This window comes from Amycolatopsis sp. NPDC049688, from assembly GCF_040674975.1.
Classification (GTDB): Bacteria; Actinomycetota; Actinomycetes; order Mycobacteriales; family Pseudonocardiaceae; genus Amycolatopsis.
Window position 1 is genome coordinate 1 of record NZ_JBFANY010000016.1, and the last position, 15,809, is coordinate 15,809.

The 15,809-nt window shown below is 69.4% G+C and carries 17 protein-coding genes; 3 read left to right on the forward strand and 14 right to left on the reverse strand.

What is annotated here, in order from left to right; translation table 11 throughout:
- Nucleotides 1-40 precede the first annotated feature (40 nt).
- The gene (locus AB0J55_RS35755) at nucleotides 41-1,849 is read right to left on the reverse strand and encodes a multicopper oxidase domain-containing protein (RefSeq protein WP_364258969.1); all 1,809 of its coding nucleotides are present in this window, start codon (nucleotides 1,847-1,849) and stop codon (nucleotides 41-43) included.
- Nucleotides 1,850-2,038: 189 nt separating this feature from the next.
- Between AB0J55_RS35755 and AB0J55_RS35760 the strand changes: the two genes are divergently transcribed.
- Together AB0J55_RS35760 and AB0J55_RS35765 are read left to right on the forward strand one after the other, a co-directional pair.
- Entirely contained in the window at nucleotides 2,039-2,833 is a 795-nt protein-coding gene (locus tag AB0J55_RS35760) for an HAD-IIA family hydrolase (protein WP_364258972.1), read from the forward strand.
- A 37-nt stretch (nucleotides 2,834-2,870) separates the two neighbouring features.
- Complete coding sequence (locus AB0J55_RS35765; RefSeq protein WP_364258975.1) at nucleotides 2,871-3,671, forward strand: metallophosphoesterase family protein; 801 nt, start codon at nucleotides 2,871-2,873, stop codon at nucleotides 3,669-3,671.
- Here the strand turns inward: AB0J55_RS35765 and AB0J55_RS35770 are convergent.
- The 12 genes from AB0J55_RS35770 to AB0J55_RS35825 all read right to left on the reverse strand — a co-directional run bounded on the left by AB0J55_RS35770 (nucleotide 3,668) and on the right by AB0J55_RS35825 (nucleotide 13,061).
- Nucleotides 3,668-4,042 (reverse strand): YccF domain-containing protein, encoded by a 375-nt coding sequence (locus AB0J55_RS35770; protein WP_364258978.1) that lies wholly within the window; start codon nucleotides 4,040-4,042, stop codon nucleotides 3,668-3,670. The two genes, AB0J55_RS35765 and AB0J55_RS35770, sit on opposite strands and share 4 nt — an antisense overlap.
- Entirely contained in the window at nucleotides 4,042-4,794 is a 753-nt protein-coding gene (locus AB0J55_RS35775) for a PhzF family phenazine biosynthesis protein (protein ID WP_364258981.1), read from the reverse strand. Before AB0J55_RS35775 ends, AB0J55_RS35770 begins: the two co-directional genes overlap by 1 nt.
- Before the next feature lie 47 nt (nucleotides 4,795-4,841).
- The gene (locus tag AB0J55_RS35780) at nucleotides 4,842-6,257 is read right to left on the reverse strand and encodes a hypothetical protein (protein ID WP_364258984.1); all 1,416 of its coding nucleotides are present in this window, start codon (nucleotides 6,255-6,257) and stop codon (nucleotides 4,842-4,844) included.
- 14 nt (nucleotides 6,258-6,271) lie between these two features.
- Nucleotides 6,272-6,823 carry a DUF3558 family protein gene (locus tag AB0J55_RS35785; protein ID WP_364258987.1) on the reverse strand — a complete coding sequence of 184 codons (552 nt, stop codon included), beginning with the start codon at nucleotides 6,821-6,823 and terminating at the stop codon, nucleotides 6,272-6,274.
- Nucleotides 6,820-7,317 (reverse strand): hypothetical protein, encoded by a 498-nt coding sequence (locus AB0J55_RS35790; RefSeq protein ID WP_364258990.1) that lies wholly within the window; start codon nucleotides 7,315-7,317, stop codon nucleotides 6,820-6,822. Before AB0J55_RS35790 ends, AB0J55_RS35785 begins: the two co-directional genes overlap by 4 nt.
- Nucleotides 7,318-7,389: 72 nt before the next feature.
- Nucleotides 7,390-8,091, reverse strand: a complete 702-nt coding sequence (locus AB0J55_RS35795; RefSeq protein ID WP_364258993.1) for an ESX secretion-associated protein EspG — start codon at nucleotides 8,089-8,091, stop codon at nucleotides 7,390-7,392.
- A 35-nt stretch (nucleotides 8,092-8,126) separates the two neighbouring features.
- Nucleotides 8,127-9,299 carry a type II secretion system protein GspK gene (locus tag AB0J55_RS35800; RefSeq protein ID WP_364258996.1) on the reverse strand — a complete coding sequence of 391 codons (1,173 nt, stop codon included), beginning with the start codon at nucleotides 9,297-9,299 and terminating at the stop codon, nucleotides 8,127-8,129.
- A complete protein-coding gene (locus tag AB0J55_RS35805; RefSeq protein WP_364258999.1) occupies nucleotides 9,296-9,739 on the reverse strand; it encodes a hypothetical protein in 444 nt (147 codons plus the stop codon). The genes AB0J55_RS35800 and AB0J55_RS35805 overlap by 4 nt, the downstream gene beginning before the upstream one ends.
- Nucleotides 9,736-10,311 carry a 4Fe-4S single cluster domain-containing protein gene (locus AB0J55_RS35810; RefSeq protein ID WP_364259002.1) on the reverse strand — a complete coding sequence of 192 codons (576 nt, stop codon included), beginning with the start codon at nucleotides 10,309-10,311 and terminating at the stop codon, nucleotides 9,736-9,738. Before AB0J55_RS35810 ends, AB0J55_RS35805 begins: the two co-directional genes overlap by 4 nt.
- The gene (locus AB0J55_RS35815) at nucleotides 10,299-10,514 is read right to left on the reverse strand and encodes a DUF2997 domain-containing protein (protein WP_364259005.1); all 216 of its coding nucleotides are present in this window, start codon (nucleotides 10,512-10,514) and stop codon (nucleotides 10,299-10,301) included. Before AB0J55_RS35815 ends, AB0J55_RS35810 begins: the two co-directional genes overlap by 13 nt.
- Nucleotides 10,511-12,124 carry an AAA family ATPase gene (locus tag AB0J55_RS35820; RefSeq protein WP_364259007.1) on the reverse strand — a complete coding sequence of 538 codons (1,614 nt, stop codon included), beginning with the start codon at nucleotides 12,122-12,124 and terminating at the stop codon, nucleotides 10,511-10,513. Before AB0J55_RS35820 ends, AB0J55_RS35815 begins: the two co-directional genes overlap by 4 nt.
- Before the next feature lie 37 nt (nucleotides 12,125-12,161).
- The gene (locus AB0J55_RS35825; protein WP_364259010.1) at nucleotides 12,162-13,061 is read right to left on the reverse strand and encodes a hypothetical protein; all 900 of its coding nucleotides are present in this window, start codon (nucleotides 13,059-13,061) and stop codon (nucleotides 12,162-12,164) included.
- A gap of 104 nt (nucleotides 13,062-13,165) precedes the next feature.
- Between AB0J55_RS35825 and AB0J55_RS35830 the strand changes: the two genes are divergently transcribed.
- Nucleotides 13,166-14,824: an AMP-binding protein gene (locus tag AB0J55_RS35830; protein WP_364259013.1), complete on the forward strand. Its 1,659-nt coding sequence runs from the start codon at nucleotides 13,166-13,168 to the stop codon at nucleotides 14,822-14,824.
- A gap of 2 nt (nucleotides 14,825-14,826) precedes the next feature.
- Here AB0J55_RS35830 and AB0J55_RS35835 read toward each other — a convergent pair whose 3' ends face one another.
- On the reverse strand, nucleotides 14,827-15,795 hold the full coding sequence (locus AB0J55_RS35835; protein WP_364259016.1) for a R2-like ligand-binding oxidase: 969 nt from the start codon (nucleotides 15,793-15,795) through the stop codon (nucleotides 14,827-14,829).
- Between the last annotated feature and the right edge of the window lie 14 nt (nucleotides 15,796-15,809).

A 15,809-nucleotide genomic window follows, 5' to 3' on the forward strand; every position in this document is an offset into this window, starting at 1 on the left:
GCGCCCCCCCGGCCGGGGGCTTGGTGTGTGTTCGGGGGGTTTATCCCGCGCCTAACCACTCACGACCGGCGGCTCGGGCGGCGTCGTGGTGGTGGCCGCCGCCCGGGTGGACGTGGAACTTCGCCACCTCGGGCGGGTGCACGACGAACGGCCGCATCATGCCCTCGTCCTCGTGGTCGAGGATGTGGCAGTGGAACATGAACTCGCCGGTGCCCCCGCCGAACTGGCCGGCGACGCTCACCCACTGGCCGGGCCGCACGATGATCGTGTCCTTCCAGCCCTCCTCGTACTTCTCCAGCGGGATGTCGCCGAAGCCGCTGATCGGCGCCGTCGTCCGCTCGGTGGCCTGGTCGAACGTCGTGGTGAAGCTGCGCCGGAACAGGGCCTGGAACTCCGTCAGGTGGACGTGGATCGGGTGCGCCGGCCCGCCGTTCGCCACGTGCACCAGGTTCCACACCGCCCACCGGTCGTGGTCGATGAAGATCCCGGTGGTGTCGTCGAAGAGCCGCCCGTTCACCCGGAACGTCTTCAGCCCGCCGTTCGGGTCCTCGATCTGGATGATCCCCGGGCCGCCCGGGTCGGCGTCGACCTGCTGGAGGTCCCACATCTCCGGGTGGCCCGCGGCGTTGAGCAGCAGCGCGACCCAGACGTGGTCGTGGTCCTCCGGCAGCGTCGTGCCGTGCTGCAGCCGGACGTACGACGTCGACAACTTCGCCGGGAGCTTGAACGGGTCGTGCTTCGCCCGGTCGTCCACCCGGAACTCCATGAGGTCCGGTTCGATGCTGCCCAGCTGCGGGTCGGCGTTGCGCAGCTTCAGCTTCCGGCCCTTGAAGCGGCTGAAGTCGATCAGCACGTCGAACCGCTCGGCGGGGGCCACGGTCAGGCCGCCCTTCGGCAGCTCGGCGGGGGCGGGCAGCAGGCCGCCGTCGGTGCCGATCAGGCGGACGGCGTCGTTGACCGGCACGTTGTTCTCGTCGACCAGGTTGAGCGTGTAGAACCGCGAGTTCGCCGCGTTGAGCAGCCGGAAGCGGTACCACCGGGCGTCGACGTCCAAGTGCGGCCAGATCACGCCGTTGACCAGGTTGAACGGCCCGGTGAACGGGATCAGCGTGCCGTTCGGCAGGGCCGGGACCTTGAACAGCAGCTGCCCGGTGAGCTCCTGGGTCGCCGGGTCGGTGTCGAGGTTCCGGTCGGTGATGATCAGCGGGATTTCGTGGTCGCCGTGCGGCAGGCCGAGCGCGTCCTCCTCGTCGTCGCGGACCAGGTACATGCCCGTGAGACCGGTGTGGACGTTGAAGCGCGTGATCGCCATGGCGTGGTCGTGATACCACAGCGGCATCGCCTGCTGCTGGTTCTGGTACTCCGCCAGCTGCGACGTCCCCTTGAGCCCCGCGTTGTGCGCCCAGCCGTCGTTGCCGGCGTTGGTGCGGGCGCCGTGGAGGTGGACGACCGTCCACGACGGCAGGTCGGCGACGCCTTCGATGATCGAGTAGCCCGGCCGGTCCAGGTCGCGGCCCGGCCGGCTCGCCGGCCCGTCGGTGATCGGCCCCTGAACCGCGGCCAGCGGGAACTCGCCGTCGATTTCGTTCGACCACGAAATCCGCAGCTGCTTGCCGCTGCGCACTTCGATCGTCGGACCCGGGAAATGCCCGGCGTACGTCCACAGCGTACTTTCGGGCAATTCCGAGTGCAGCCGCTGCCGCTGCACGACCATCGGAATGGTGATCGTTTCCCGGCCGCGGGGCCGGAGCACCGGCGGAATGCGCAGCGGGTCGAGGAACTTGGTGAGCCCCCAGTTCGGCGCGGTGATCGGCCCGGCGGCCGCCGGGCGCTCGATGATTTCGGTCATTTGTTTCCCCCTTCGGTGCGGGGGCAGGAAGAATCGCGCGGCGGCGCGCACGCCGTCGACGTCGAAAAGTATTCCCCCGAACCCCCTCGGTGACCGGCAACACGACTCCCCGCGCGCTACCGGCAATTCCTACGGTACCCGTTTTCGGCGTGGACCGCAGGTGTCTCGCGCGCGTGATAGGTTCCGCACATGAACGAACGCCGGTGGACGTACCTCTCCGACATGGACGGCGTCCTGGTGAAGGAGGAGCACCTCGTCCCGGGGGCCGACGAGTTCCTCGCCGAGCTGAAGGCGAACGGCATCGACTTCCTGGTGCTGACGAACAACTCGATCTACACCCCGCGCGACCTGCGGGCGCGCCTGGAGCGCACCGGGCTCGACATCCCCGAGGAGTCCATCTGGACCTCGGCGCTGGCGACCGCGAAGTTCCTCTCGTCGCAGCGGCCGAACGGCTCGGCGTACGTCATCGGCGAAGCCGGCCTGACGACGGCGCTGCACGAGGTCGGCTACGTGCTGACCGAGCGCGACCCCGACTACGTCGTGCTGGGCGAGACGCGCACGTACAGCTTCAGCGCGATCACGCGCGCGATCCGGCTGATCGAGGGCGGCGCGAAGTTCATCGCGACGAACCCCGACGCGACCGGCCCGAGCCTGGAGGGCTCGATGCCCGCCACCGGGTCCGTCGCGGCGCTGATCGAGAAGGCCACCGGCCGCTCGCCGTACTACGTCGGCAAGCCGAACCCGCTGATGATGCGCTCGGCGCTGCGCCGGCTCGGCGCGCATTCGGAGTCGACGCTGATGATCGGCGACCGGATGGACACCGACGTGCACTCGGGCATCGAGGCCGGGCTGCAGACCATCCTGGTGCTCACCGGCATCTCCACCCGGGAGTCGGCCGAACGCTATCCGTACCGGCCCACACTGGTGATCGACTCGATCGCTGACCTGATCGGGCGGACCCTGGACCCGTTCGGCGAAGGCTGAGCGCGAGCCGGGCGGAAGCAGGGCTTATCGTCACCGGATGAGCAAGTCGACGTACGTGGTCGGCGACGTCCACGGGCACCGTGACGAACTCGCCGACGCGCTGAGATCCGAAGGCCTGGTCGACGAGGAGGACAACTGGTCCGGCGGTGAGGACCAGCTGTGGTTCCTGGGCGACTTCGTCGACCGCGGCCCGGACGGCGTCGGCGCGATCGACCTGGTCATGCGGCTCGAAGCGCAGGCGGCCGAGGCCGGCGGCCAGGTCCAGACGCTGCTGGGCAACCACGAGATCCTGGCGCTGGGGATGTACCACTTCGGCGACGAGCCGGTGCCGTCCGACTTCGGCCCGCGCAGCTTCGCCCGCAGCTGGGAGATCAACGGCGGCCTCCTGTCGGACCAGGACCGCCTGACGCCGGAGCACATCGAGTGGCTGACCGCGCGCCCGCTGGCCGCCGTCGCCGCCGACCACCTGCTGCTGCACTCGGACACGCTGGAGTACCTCGACTGGGGCTCGTCGGTCGGCGAGATCAACGAGGCGGCTCGCGAGATCCTCGAGGGCAGCGACATCGAGGCGTGGTGGGACGTCTGGCGCCGCATGACGACGCGATACGCGTTCCGCGGTCCGGACGGCGAGGAGAACGCGCAGAAGCTGATGGACGAGCTCGGCGGGTCCCGGATCGTGCACGGGCACAGCGTCATCGCGGACCAGCTGGGGATCCACCCGACGCAGATCGAGGGCCCGTTCCTGTACGCGGGCGGCAAGGCACTGGGCGTCGACGGCGGCCTGTTCGTCGGCGGGCCGTGCCTGGTGGTGCAGCTGCCGTACGAGCCGGAGTCCTAGGCGATCTCGACGATCTCCTTGCCGAGCGGCACCAGCGACACGGGGATCATCTTGAAGTTGGCGATGCCGAGCGGGATGCCGACGATCGTCACGCAGAGGGCAATGCCGGTGAAGACGTGCCCGAGGGCGAGCCACCACCCGGCGAAGACGAACCAGACGACGTTGCCGAGGCAGGAGGCGACGCCCGCGTCCCGCCGGTCGACGACGGTGCGCCCGAACGGCCAGAAGGCGTAGCGCGCGATCCGGAACGAAGCCAGCCCGAACGGGATGGTGACGATGAGGACGCAGCAGATGACGCCGGCGAGCAGGTAACCGACGGCCATCCAGAAGCCGCACAGGACGAGCCAGATGATGTTCAGCAGGGTGCGCATCAGACGTGCAGCTCCCCGCTCAGGACGGTGACGGCCTGGCCGGCGAGGTGGACGCGGTCGCCGTCCTGCCGGGTTTTCACGGTGCCGCCGCGGCTGGACGCCTGTTCGCCGGTCAGTTCGGCCTTCCGGAGCTGCTCGGACCAGTAGGGCGACAGGAGGCAGTGCGCGGAGCCGGTGACGGGGTCTTCGTCGATGCCGACACCGGGGGCGAAGAAGCGGCTGACGTAGTCGTTGCCGCTCTTGTTGTTTTTCGCGGTCACCAGGAGACGTCCGGTCCAGGTGTGCTTGAGCTTGCCGAGGTCCGGTTCGAGGTTTCTGACCGTTTCGGCGTCTGGCAGGACCGCGAAGAGGTTCTCGACGCCGCGGCCGGTGTAGAGGATCTCGACGCCGGGCAGGATTTCGGACAGGTCGTCGTCGGTCGGCTGCGGCGGGTCGGAGGGGAAGTCCATTTCGACCCAGCCCGCGTGGGCCCTGGCCCGCAGTTCACCGCTCTTGGTGACGTAGGTCTGCTCACCGCCGAGAACATGGGTGACGGCGAGGGTGGCGTGCCCGCAGAGGGCCACCTCGACGGCGGGCGTGAACCACCGGAGCGACTTCGTCGTGGTGACGAAGAAGGCGGTCTCGGCGTGCTTCATCTCGGCGGCGACGGCCTGCATCCAGGTCTCGTCGGCGGGTTCGTCCAGCAGGACGACCCCGGCGGAGTTCCCGGCGAAGGCGCGATCGGTGAAGGCGTCGACGATGAAGAAGCGCATGTCACCAATGTAGCCGGAGGTTTTCCGGCTTCCCTCGGGTCTGTCCCTTAGGTGGTCTCCCCGATGGTGGGCTTCACGACCTTTTCGCCGTCGGGCCCGCGTTCGGCCTTGAGTTCGAAGACATCCTCGTCGACGGCGTACTTGTTCTTGTGTTCTTTGTCGTCTTCTTTCTTTTTGCCACCGGCGGCGGTGGTGGCGCCGGGGTTGCCCGCCTTCCCCTTGGCGGCGGCTGCGGCGGTCGCTCCGCGCTCGAGGCGTTCACCGGTTTTGCTGCCGGTCTTGCCGCCTTCGCTTGGGGTTTCCTTGAGGCCGGCGCTACCGGAGACTCGCGACCCGGCGAAGCCGGTGCCGGGGCGTCCGGCGCCTTTGCTGCGGGTGAGGTCGTTGCTGCTGCCGGAGGTGCCACCGGTGGTGGTCCCGGGCAGGGCGAGCCCGTCCGGCGTCATGCGGCCGAAGGTGTTCGCGGCGGGGGTGGGGCGGAAGTTGGTGTTGCCGGTGAAGGTGCCGGTGCCGCTGGTGGTGCCTGGGGGGACGTAGGTGGTGCTTGGTGGCGTTGTGCCTGGTCCTCCGGTTCCGCCAAAGCCGCCGGTTCCGCCAGGTCCACCGGGAACGAAGGTGCCGGTGGTGCCGCCGGGTCCGGTTCCGCTGGGGCCGGTACCGCCGATGGTGGGGGTGCCGGTGAAGCTGGTGCTGCTGGTGCCGTGGAAGCCGCTGACGGAGGTGGAGTCCCCCTGCCCGAGCTGGGGAGGCGGGGTGTAGGTGGGCTGGGTGCTGGCGGTTTCGTGGTAGGTGGAGTCGAGGTTCTGAAGAACTTGAACGGCCTGCTGATGAGCGGCATCAGCCTGCTGCTGCTTGGCCTGGATGCCGGCCATGGTGGTGTTCATCCCGATGAGGTTGCCGGATTCGTACTGCTGCCGAGCCTTGTCCATCTCGGCTTGCTGGTCGAACCCGGTGGGTTCGGGCATGTTGGTCTTGGCGTAGTGCGCGGCAGCCGACTGCTGGGAGTAGTGGTTGGACGCCAGCTGCATCGCGTTTCCGGTTTGTTCGGTGTGCCCGGCCGTACTCTGGAAAAAGGTGTTCGCCTGGTCAGCCGCCGGCCCCTGCCACGAACCTCCCGCTGCGGTCGCGGCGTCACGGAACTGGTTCGACGCATCAGCGAGCCAGTTGCCGTAGACATTGGCCACCCGGCTGCGGTCGTTGAGATCTTCGAGGTCGAGGTTCTTGTGAACCATGTCGTACAGCACTTCGTGCGGCTGGCTCGCGTAGTTCTCGTTGGGCGCCGGCGCACCGCTGCGGAGCGTTTGCCCTTCTTGTAGGAGCTTCCCCTGGGCGACCGAGTAGTCCGACGCAGCCTGCTGGGTGAGCCGTTGCCCGTCGGCACCGTGGCCGTGAAGTTTCTGGGCGGTTTCCGCGTAGTAGTCACCCTCGGACTTGCGGTGCTGCGCCCGGTGCGGCTGACTCATGGCAGGACTCCGTATCAGTTGTTCTTCGGCAGAAGTGGCTCGACTTTCGGAGCGACGTCCTCGACCTTCTTGCACGCGCCGGCCGTGTCCGATCCGAAGCTGATCGACAGCAGGGCGCGCGAATCCCGCACCTGGAACCGGACAGCGCATTGGCCGGCAACGTGCAGGGGCTCCTGCTCTTCGACCGCCGGACGTCCGTTCACCTTCCCGTCGCTGGCCTGGGCGGGGTTGTTGACGTTGTCCTTGTAGTTCCCGCCGGCCTGCAGGACCAGCCCGACGTCCTGCCCCGGCGTGTCGCCGGAGGTTGGCTTGCTGGTCCGGCAGCTGTGCGTCGGATCCGCGACTGCCGGCTCGGCCTTGGGAAACCCTTCCCCGGCGAGGGCCTGGTCGAGCATCGTGCACGGGTTCAAGCCGGCGAAGGGATTACCCGGATCAGCAGTCGGGCTGGCCGTGGCAGGAACTGACGAGCTCGGGGTTGCCTGACCGCCGACTTGGCTCGTGCAGGCGACGAGTCCGAAACCCAGAGCGAGGGCAGCGAACGCGGCTGGAACGCGTCGTGCGATCAATGTTCCTGCAGCCCCTTGTTCAACTCGGCGAACGTCGTGCTGTGGGCGTCCTCGGTTTCCCGGTAGTTCTTGCGCGCGATCACCATGGCTTCGCGAGCTTGCTGGACACCGTCACGCATCTTTTCGAGGTTCGGTATCAACGACTCCGGGTCACCGTTGGCGACCTGCACGTTGAACTGGGCAACAGCCTTGGCGTAGTCGCTGCCGCCCATTTGAGCCGGGTTCGCCAACCGGTAGACATCGAAGAGCATCTTGCCGAAACCGTCGATGAAGAAGTCGCAAGCTTTGATGTAAGCCTGGAACCCTTCTTCGTTCACCGCGAACTGGCCGCTCTCCGCCAGCGCCTTCAGATGGCTACCACCTGTGCTGACCCGCTGAGCGGCCTCCGAGTCCACCGGCCCGTCGAGCAGCCCCGACAGGAAGTTCGACCCGGCGTCCCCGGCCGCGGCCGGGGGTGTGAACGACCCCGGGGCCCCGAACTGTGAACCGCCCATGACGCCCTCCCCGTCGTCTCGGCACCACCCTGCGTGGTTCCCTCGCACTGTACTAGTGACGAACCGGTGGCGTCAGTGGTTCCGGCCACGCTCGTGGAGCCAGGTCCGCAGGTGAGAACCATCCGAAGGGGTGAATCGGACCCGGGACTCGCCGCCCGGCAGCGGCTCCGAGAACATCAGGAAACGGCCGCCGTCGTTGTCGATGAACGTTGTCGTTCCGGCCGGGTGCAAGGGGCCCTGGCCGGTTCGGACGGACAGCTCGAACGTGCCGTACCGGTGCAATGGCCACGATGAGAACTCCGCGGCCGCGGCGGTGTCCTCGCGGGTGCCGGGTGCGACGAACGCCAGCTCCGCCAGGGGCACCGGCCGGTACGGCGGGAGCATCCCGACCACCAGGTCGGCCAGGCGGTCCGGCCGGGTCTGCGCGAACAGGATCTCCTCGCCCGCCAGCTCCGAAAACACGCCCAGGCCGTGGCCGATCGAGGCTCGATAAAACACCTGGCGGTCGTCCGTCACCTCCGCGGCCCGGACGATGATCAGCACCTCCGGCTGCGTCCACGCGCGCAACGTCTGCTCGACCTCGATGTCCAGCTTCTCCGGACCCGCCAGGCCGCGCGCCCGCAGGGAGTCCCAAGCCGCCGCCAGGATGCGTTCGTGCTCCTCCAGCGTGTGGCCCGGGCTGCGGATCTCGAACGGGTGCCAGTTCGCCGGGAGGCCCGTGCGGCGGACCGCGGCGGTGACCTCCGTCAGGCCCAGCGAAAATTCCTCCGGCACGTCCCCGAGCGTAGCGGAACCCCTACCCCGCGCCGTCAAATGTCGAGCTGGCGGACGCCCGTATCCGGCGTCTCCACCCGGCCGGCCGTCGCCCGTCCGCGGAGGCGGACGATCTCGTGTGGCTGCATGCCCAGCGCCACTCCGAAGGCTTCCACGTCCGGGAAGCCGCCCTGACGCCGGCGCTGCTCCAACGCCGATGCCACCTGCGCCGGCGAAAGACCCAAGGCCGCCAGCGACTCGGCCGGAGCCGTGTTGACATCGACCGGGGCGGGAGCCGGTGGTGGTGCATCCGGGACGTAAGCCTCGAGCATGTCGTTCTGCCGCAGGTCGCGCGTGCCGAGGCCGATCGTGAACACCCGCGCACCCGCGGACGTGCGCACCGCGATCCCGTCCCGGGCCAGGGAAAGCACCGTCAGCCGGGGTGGGAGCACCGTGTACCGCTCGTTGAACGTCGTGCCGATCGGCCGCAGCACCCGGACGCCCGCCCCCACCGTGAACGCCGACCGCCGCCCCTCCGGCACCTCGACCGCCGCCACTACCGCACCGTTGCCGAGGTCGCTCACGCCGTGCACCGCCGCTGTCCCGTCGCGCCGCTCCAGCGCGTCCTGCGCCGTGAACGCGGTCAGCGTGTCGCCCGGAAACGGCGGTGTGTCGCACTGGAAGCCCAGCAACACCGTGCCCACCTGATCCCGCGTCAGCGAATCGAGCGGCCCCGAAGGCCCGAACAGCCCCAGGACCCGCGCCGGCTGGCTGCCGCGCGCCAAGACACACAGCGCCCCGGACCGCAGGACGCCGTCGGTGACCCGCACCTGCGCGTGGAAGCCCGTCAGCTCGTCGAACGCCGGCGCCAGCACCGACGCCACCCCTTCCCGGCGGCTCAGGTCCGGGCCCACCTCGTCGTCGGTGTACAGCTCCAGCGAGTCGCCCTTGGCGAGGTCCCGGCGCCCGGTCGCGACGAACACGTCCTTCAGGAACCCGGCGTCCGTCACGGGCTCGACATCGCTGGAGAAGAACTTCTTCCGCACCATGATCCCGAGCCGCAGGTTGTCCTGGACGATCCGGTCGCCCCGGAGCAGCCGCGCGCGGGCGCCGCGGACCGCGCGGCCCGAGCTCACCTGGCCGCCCGGCAGCTCGCCGAGGCCGGGGAGGGTGACCGAGTCGTGGATCGCCTTGCCGAACTCGATCAGCCCGACCCTGGTCTCGGTCACGACGTGGCGGCCAGCGTGACGCTGATCGACTGGTCGGCGTTGACCCGCTCCGATTCGACGCGCATGCCCGCCTGGGCCGCCCGGTCCTTCAGCCGGGCCAGCACCGCTCGCTGCACCTCGGCCGCGTAAGCCTCGTCGACCGACAGGACCAGCCGCGACGCTTCGGCGGGCACCAGGCCGGGGCCGTCGACGTGCGCCACCTGGACGCCCTCGGCGCCGTAGGTGAACGTGATCCGCCTGCCCTCCCACTCGGCCGTGACGGCGTTGCCGTCGTCGGTGACCCGGGCGCGCAGGCCGGTCAGCGCGCGGGCCAGCAGGTCGCGGTGGCGCATCCGCGTCCGGACCGTGACGACACCCGGCTGCGCCTGCGCATGCGCGGCGAGGGTGGCCGCGTCGAGCTGGGCCAGCGCCGCACTGCGCAGCTTGAGCGTGACACTCATCGGTGATCCCCTTCGAGCAGCGCTTCGAGTACTTCGGTGGTGGCGAACCCGTTCAGCTCGATCCCGCCGTCCGGGGCGATCCGCAGCTCGAGGCGATTCGGCGTGGCGAAGATCGACTCGTCGTAACGGTCGCTCAGGAAGTGGAACCGCTGGTTCGACGACCCCACCCACGGCCGCGACGGCTCCGGCCGGTCGGCCAGAAACGGCCCGTCCACCAGCAGATCCGTCGAATCCAGCAACCGGGACGGCGGCAGGTCCTCCAGCACGTGCCCGGTGAACGTCATCACCGAAAGCCCCGCAGACCGGACTGCGGAAGCGAAGTGCCCCAACGGCTCCACCTGGTCGAAGGGCTCGCCGCCGAGCAGCGTGACGCCTTCGATGCCCTCGACCGCCAGCACCCGCGCGGCCAAGTCCCGCCACGACAGGGAAAACCCGCCGCGGGTCGTCCACGTCTGCGGGTTGAAACACCCCGGGCAGCGCACCGAACACCCCTGCGTCCACACGGCACACCGCACGCCCGGCCCCTCGGCGAGGGTGACGTCGACGATCCGGTGCAGGTTCAGGAGTTCCATTGCGACTGCTGCTGCGCGGCGGTGTCGTCCACCGAGGTGGAAGTGCGCCGGTAGTCCTCGGTGAACTCCGACGTCACCGTCTCCGCGCCGAGCAGGTCCTCCAGCAGCGGGATGTAGTCGAGGCACTTCGAGCCGGTCACGCCGTGCGTCTCGGCGCTGATCGAGCCGTCCTTGCCGATCGTCACGGTCACGCGGTGCGTCATACGTCGATCGTCCTCCCACTCGGTGACGCCGGAGGCGGCGGCACAACCGGTTCCGGAGCGGGCACCGAAGTGTCCGTCGCCGCGACAGCGCGCGTCTCCGCCCAGTTCCGGATGGCCAGGATCTCGTCGGCCTGGGTGACCGACAGCGGCACGGTCGACTTCACCGCCCGCACGAGGTCGTCGCGGCGCAGCGGCCGCTTTTCGGCGAACGCGTCGACCAGGCCGGACAGCACCGCCTGCTCGATTTCGGCGCCGCTGTAACCCGCGCTGAGGTCGGCGAGCTCGGCGAACAGCGCGTCGTCCATGGACAGCTCGCCGGCGACGAACGGGTCGGTGACGCGCTTGCGCAGGTGGATCCGCCAGATCGCGGCGCGCTCGGGCGCCGACGGCAGGTCGACGAAGAAGATCTCGTCGAACCGGCCCTTGCGCAGGAACTCCGGCGGCAGCGAGCCGACCTGGTTCGCGGTGGCCATCACGAACACCGGCGCCGACTTCTCCTGCATCCACGACAGGAACGTGCCGAACACGCGCCGCGCGGTGCCGCCGTCGCCACCGCCGCCCGCGCCCGCGAGGCCCTTCTCGATCTCGTCGACCCACAGCACGCACGGCGCGATGCCCTCGGCGGTGCGGATGACCGTGCGGATGTTCTTCTCGCTCGAACCGACCAGCCCGGCGAAGACGCGGCCGAGGTCCAGCCGCAGCAGCGGCAGCCGCCACATGTTCGCGACGCACACCGCGGACAGGCTTTTGCCGCAGCCGGGGACACCGGTCAGCAGCAGGCCCTTCGGCGCCGCCAGGTTGTACGCCGACGCCGCCGGTGTCCACGTCCCGGTGCGCTTGGTGAGCCAGCGCTTGAGCCGGTCGAGGCCGCCGACGGCGTCGAAGCTCGTTTCCGCCGGCACGATGTCGAGCATCCCGGACCGCCGCACGGCCTGGCGCTTCTCGGCGAGGATCAGCTCCAGGTCGCCCGGGTCCAGGCCGCCGCCCTCGACCAGTGCCCTGGCGAACGCGTTCTCGGCTTCAGGCAGGGTGAGGCCCCGCGCGGCGGCGACGATCATGTCGCGGTCGGCGCGGTCGATGCTGATCCGGACGTGCTGCCGGTGCGCGGCGACCATGCTGTCCAGCAGCTCGCCGATCTGGCGCTGGTCGGGCAGTGGGAAATCGACGACGGTGGCGTCGTGCTCCAGCTCCGGCGGCACGGGCAGCGACGGCGACACGAGGATCACGCTCAGCGGCACCGGCCGGGTCTTGAACGCGGCGGCGAGCTCGCGCAGCCGGCGCACGACCTCGGGATCGGGCCGGTGCCCGCCCTCGGAGACCAGCGACGGGTGCAGGTCGGCGAACACGAACACGGCGGGCTCACCCCAGCCGTAGACCCGCTCCAGCGCGGCGGACGCAGCGCGCGTTTCGTTGATCGGCGGCCCGCCTGCCGGGGCGAGCCCGGTGGTGGAGGACCAGACGTACACGCGACGCGGCGTCCGCAGCCGGTTGGCGTCTTCGGCGACCGCACGGATTTCTCGCAGCACCCGCTGCTCTTCGTGCGTCTCGACGACGAGCAGCGGGTAGCGCGCCTGCAGCAACTGGGTCAGCTCGTCGCGGAACCCGGCCATCGATCGCCCCCTCGAAGTCCTTTCGGACCCTACCAACTCACGCGCCGACGACCAGGACCTCGTACGTCGGGCTGGTGGGCGGGTAGCCGCTGTAAATGTGGGAGTTGACGACGGCGAGGCGGTTGCCCACCTTGATCGCCGAGACCGGCTGGTCGAACAGCGGATCGGTGATGGTCCCGTCAGCCGTGCCGTGGCTCAGATCGCCGTCGAGACACCACCGGGTGATCTTGTCGTCGAGCTGCACGGCCCAGAGCCGGTTTCCTTCGAGCACGAGGCTGACCACGCTGGGTGCGTTTACGCCGGCGATCTCCGAGCTGACCCCGGTGCGCGGATCGATCGTGTACACCTTGCCCGGCGTCGTCGCGGCCACGAGCAGGGTGTCGCCGGACGGCGTGGCGATGATGTCGTTCATGAAGAAGTCGCCCGGCGAACCGCCCGCCCCCGGCCCGCTCAGCGGCAGGGTGCGCGGGGTGCCGAGCCGGCCGCCCACGACCGGCACGAAGAACAGCTGCGGGTGGTACGAGTCGGTGAACCACGCGCCCTGCGGGGTCACCACCACGTCGTTGACGTAGGACGTCTGCGGGTCGCCGAAGGTGTAGTCCGCGACCTTCGCCTTGGTGCGGACGTCGTAGACGTAGGCCTTGCCGCCGATCGCGCCGGCGACGAACAGCAGGTCGTGGCGCCGGTCGAAGTCCACCCCGGCGGCCATCTGGCCCGGCGGCGCCTCGATGAAGCGCTCGGCCGTGCCGCGCCCGAGGTTTTCGCGGAAGATCGTGCCGGCGATGAGGTCGCCGGTGTAGTAGGTGCCGCCGCCGGCGGCGGTGATCCCCTCGGCGGACGTGGCGCCGGGCAGCACGATCACCTTCGTCGCCGCCGACGCCGGTGCGGCCACCGCCAACAGCAGGACCGCCGTGACCAAAGCCAGGATTCTCCGCATCGGATTCCCTCCCCTTTCCCAGGAATGATCCTGCCACCGAGCTGGCTGATCAGGCACCTGCTTCCTAGACTCGGCGGCAGTCACCGCCGACTTCAGGAGGCACCATGCCTGACGCGCCCGCCCTGCCGAGCTACGCCTCGGGGACGTCGCAGGTCCCGCTGCTCGGGGACACCATCGGCGACAACTTCGACCGGACGGTGGCCGCGTTCGGCGACCGCGACGCGCTGGTCGACCGGGCCGGCGGCGGCCGGTGGACCTACCGCGAGCTGGCCGCCGAAGTGGACGCGCTGGCGCTGGGCCTGGTCGCGCAGGGCATCGGCAAGGGCGACCGGGTCGGGATCTGGTCGCCGAACCGGGCGGAGTGGACGTTCCTCCAGTACGCGACGGCGAAGATCGGCGCCATCCTGGTCAACATCAACCCGGCGTACCGGTCGCACGAGCTGGCGTACGTGCTGAACCAGGCGGGGATCCGGCTGCTGGTCGCCTCGGACAGGTTCAAGACCTCCGACTACCCGGCGATGGTGGACGAGGTGCGCGAGAAGTGCGCCGCGCTCGAGCACGTCGTGATCCTGGGCGGCGAGGGCTGGCAGGCGCTGCTGGACGCGGGCCGCGGCGGCGACCCGGCGCAGCTGGCGCACCTGCAGGCCGGGCTGTCGGCCGACGACCCGATCAACATCCAGTACACGTCCGGGACCACGGGCTTCCCCAAGGGCGCCACCCTGTCCCACCACAACATCCTCAACAACGGCTACTTCGTCGGCGAGCTCTGCGGCTACACCGAACAGGACCGGGTATGCATCCCGGTGCCCTTCTACCACTGCTTCGGCATGGTGATGGGCAACCTGGCCTGCACCAGCCACGGCGCCTGCATGGTCATCCCGGCCCCGGCGTTCGACCCCCGCGCCACCCTCGAAGCCGTCGCGGCCGAGCGGTGCACGTCGCTCTACGGCGTGCCGACGATGTTCATCGCCGAGCTCAGCCACCCGGACTTCGGCGAGTTCGACCTGTCGTCGCTGCGCACCGGGATCATGGCGGGCTCGCCGTGCCCGGTCGAGGTGATGAAGCAGGTCATCGACCGGATGGGGATGAGCGAGGTGTCCATCTGCTACGGCATGACCGAGACGTCCCCGGTGTCGACGCAGACCCGCGCGGACGACTCGATCGAGCGCCGCGTGTCGACGGTCGGCCGGGTCGGGCCGCACCTGGAGGTCAAGGTCGTCGACCCGGAAACCGGCCTGACGGTGCCGCGCGGCGAGCCGGGCGAGCTGTGCACGCGCGGGTATTCGGTGATGCTGGGGTACTGGGAGCAGCCGGACAAGACGGCCGAGGCGATCGACGCGGCCCGCTGGATGCACACCGGCGACCTGGCGGTGATGGACGCCGACGGCTACCTCAACATCACCGGCCGCATCAAGGACATGGTCATCCGCGGCGGCGAAAACCTGTACCCGCGCGAGATCGAGGAGTTCCTCTACACGCACCCGGACATCCTCGACGCGCAGGTGATCGGCGTCCCGGACGAGAAGTACGGCGAAGAGCTGATGGCCTGGATCCGGATGCGCGAGGGCGCTTCACCGTTGACCGCGGAGGCCGTGCGCGAGTTCTGCAGCGGGAAACTGGCGCACTACAAGATCCCGCGGTACGTCCACGTCGTCGAGGAGTTCCCGATGACGGTGACCGGGAAGGTCCGCAAGGTGGAGATGCGCGAGAAGTCGATCACCCTGCTGGGCCTGGAAAACGCGGCCGCCACCAAGCACGCCTGAAGTCAGGAGACCGCTGCGGCCGCCTCCGCGATCGCCTTCGCGTCCTCTTCTCCGAAGGTCTCCTCTAGCTGCTCCGGCGAGTAGTCGACGTCGATCTGCTCCACCGGCATCCCGCGCGCCGACTCGATCGCGCCGAGGCGGCGCTGGGCGCGGTCGGCCGCGTACTGGACGATCTCCTGCGGGTCGTTGTCGAACGGCAGTTCCTCGAACTGGTCCTGCACCCACTGGATCATGTTCAGCGCGTGCGGCAGCAGCTCGCCCATCCGCTGCTGCACCGCGTCCCACAGGGAATCGTCGGCGGCCACGTGCCGGCGGCAGGTGAACGTGCCCCAGGCCATGTGGCGGCGCTCGTCGTCGCCGATGCGGCGGACCAGTTCCTGCATGCCCGGCAGGATGTCGTGCTGGGTGCAGATCAGCTGCCACGAGTAGTAGCCCGTCAGCGCCAGGCTGCCCTCGATCACGTGGTTGTACGTCACGCTCGCGCGGATCTGGTTCAGCGGGCTGGGATCGTCCTCCAGCGCCCGCAGCGACTGCGGCAGCTCTTCGTAGAACAGCTTGCGGTAGTGCGGGTTTTCGGCGACGAACGGGTGGAGGTCCTCGGTCAGCCCGACCGCGTCCATCCAGCGCCGGAACACCTCGGTGTGCTTGGCTTCCTCGAAGCAGAACTGCGTCAGGTACATCTCGTCGCCGAACCGGCCGGTCGCCGACATCGCGCGCATGAACGGCTGGATGTCCTCGGTGACGGCCTCCTCGCCGGCGATGAACTGCGCGACCAGGTACGTCGTGCTGCGCTTCTGCTCGTCGTTGAGCGTGTCCCAGCCTTCGCGTTCGCGGCTGAAGTCGATGTCGGCCGGGTTCCAGAACTTCTTGTTGCCCTTGACGAACAGGCGCAGCGGGAACGAGTCCCAGTTCAGCCCGCCCTTGCGCAGGGAGGAGAAGCCGGTCCGCAGTTCCGGCAGCGTGTCGGTCATCGTGTCACTCCGAA